Origin of the sequence: Streptomyces sp. NPDC059900 (assembly GCF_050270335.1) — a bacterium.
Lineage (GTDB): Bacteria > Actinomycetota > Actinomycetes > Streptomycetales > Streptomycetaceae > Streptomyces.
Map to the genome: position 1 here is coordinate 1 of NZ_JBNNJZ010000972.1, position 1,910 is coordinate 1,910.

Annotated in this window: 1 protein-coding gene and 1 pseudogene; both read left to right on the forward strand. The window is 67.9% G+C overall.

Annotation, left to right across the window (positions count from 1 at the left end; all coding sequences use genetic code 11):
- Positions 1–196 precede the first annotated feature (196 nt).
- Positions 197–928 (forward strand): alpha/beta fold hydrolase, encoded by a 732-nt coding sequence (locus tag ACQKIP_RS46310; protein ID WP_365866804.1) that lies wholly within the window; start codon positions 197–199, stop codon positions 926–928.
- 227 nt (positions 929–1,155) lie between these two features.
- A pseudogene (locus tag ACQKIP_RS46315) lies at positions 1,156–1,910 on the forward strand (hypothetical protein); the annotation flags it as partial.

Consider the following 1,910-nt stretch of genomic DNA (forward strand, 5'->3'; position numbering starts at 1 on the left):
GCGTGAAGTGCTCGGTGCGGCACCTTCGTTGCATGAGGTCCCCGATTCATGTCCGGCTCGCTTCACTGCCGTATGACCCGAAACAACCGAGTCAACCTGAGAAGCACCACCCGGCCACTCCACCCAGCCACTCCCTTGATCACGGACGGCGCCGCGCCGGTAGAGTCGGCTGGACGCCACAACCCGGGGGGACTTGATGACGGCAGCCGATGCAGTGCCCATTGTCTTTGTGCACGGGACGCGTTTCAGCGCGGGACAGTGGAGCGTGCAGCTGGCTTCGCTCCAAGACGAATTCCCGGTCGTGGCCGTCGACTTGCCCGGCCACGGGAAGCGCTCGGCCCAGTCCTGGAGTCTGACCGGTGCGACCGAGATCATCGCCTCCGCGGTGCAGTCGCTCGACCGCGGACCGGCGCTGCTCGTCGGGCACTCACTGGGCGGATACGCCGCGCTGGAGTTCGCCCGACACCATCCGGAACAACTGCGCGGTCTGATCCTCGCGGGAGCCAGCGCCTCGACCCGCGGCTTCGGTGCAGTGCCCTATCGACTGGTCGGCAGGCTGGTCCCCCGCATCCCGGCCGACCGGCTGGCCCGGTGGAACGACCGGCTGCTGCGGCGGCTGTATCCGCCCCACGTGGTGGAGGCGACCATCCGGTCCGGCTACGCCTTCCACACCCTGCCCGCGGCCTGGGACGAAGTACTGGGACGCTTCGACGCGAACGCGATGCGATCGGTGCAGGCTCCGGCACTGATCCTCAACGGCGAGAAGGACACCCTCTTCCGCTCCGGCGAGGCGGACTTCGCCCGGGCACACCCGGATGCCCGAATCGAGCTGATCCCGCGAGCCAGGCATCTGTCGAACTTCGACGCCCCGGACGCCTTCACCGACGCGGTGCGACGCTTCGCCCGGCAGCTCCCTGTCGCCAAATGACCGAGCCGGCCTCCGGGCTCTTCGCCCTCTGATTCCACTTCAGCGTCGCCGCAGAGCCGGCCGGCACGGTGAAGAAAATCCGTAGAGGGCCTGTGGCCTGCTCTGTTACGGTCCCCTGGCCGGCCGCGGGACTCCGGTGCGACTTCCGGAACCTGCCTGTAAAGCAATGATTCGCAGCTCGTGCCCCCATTCCCCGGCCGGCATCCGCGCCCTGGAGGGAAAACGGGATGGATTCGTACGGGGACCTCCTCGCCGCCGAGGATGTGCTGCTTTTCGTCAACGCGGCGATCACCTCAACAGGCCAGCGTGAATTCCGAAGCGACGCGGACGAGCAGCGGCTGTCCCTGGACTTCCTCCATGCCTACATGCTGGGCAACTACCGCGACCTGTACGCCGGAGTCCTCGCGCTCGACATCAACGACTACAACGCGGTCCTCGTCGTCCGACGGCTGCTTGAGACCAGCCGTGAGGCCTCTGCCGACCAGCGGCGCAGCGAGGGACGGCTGATCGCAGCCCGTCTGGGGATGCTGCCGCCGCAGCGCGTGTACGGGCTCTTCGATGCCCTGCGCCGGGCCGGGGTGAACAACCGCCGCACGCGCGCGATCATGCGCGACTGGCTGTCCGCCCGCCCCGACCTTGCGTTCGATGCCGTGAAGTACCGCAGTGGCCTCAAGCGAGCCTTGCGCCACGCGCACTTGGCTCCCGACACCGAGGAGCTGGGTGCGTTCGTCTTCGCGCCACTGACCCGCAAGCACTACGCGACACCCCTTTTGGAGACGTGGCGCCGCGCGCACTACGAGAAGACCGCCCTGTACGACCTGCCCTACACGGCAGCCGAGGGATTCGCCGCCAAGCACGGCATCCCCCGCGACGTCTTCCTGGAGCGCATCGCCCCGCGGATGACCCGCCTGGAGACCTTGCGGTTGCAGGAGTCCGCGCACAGGACCGGGATCACAGCAGTGCAGGCACATTTGGCCCGGAT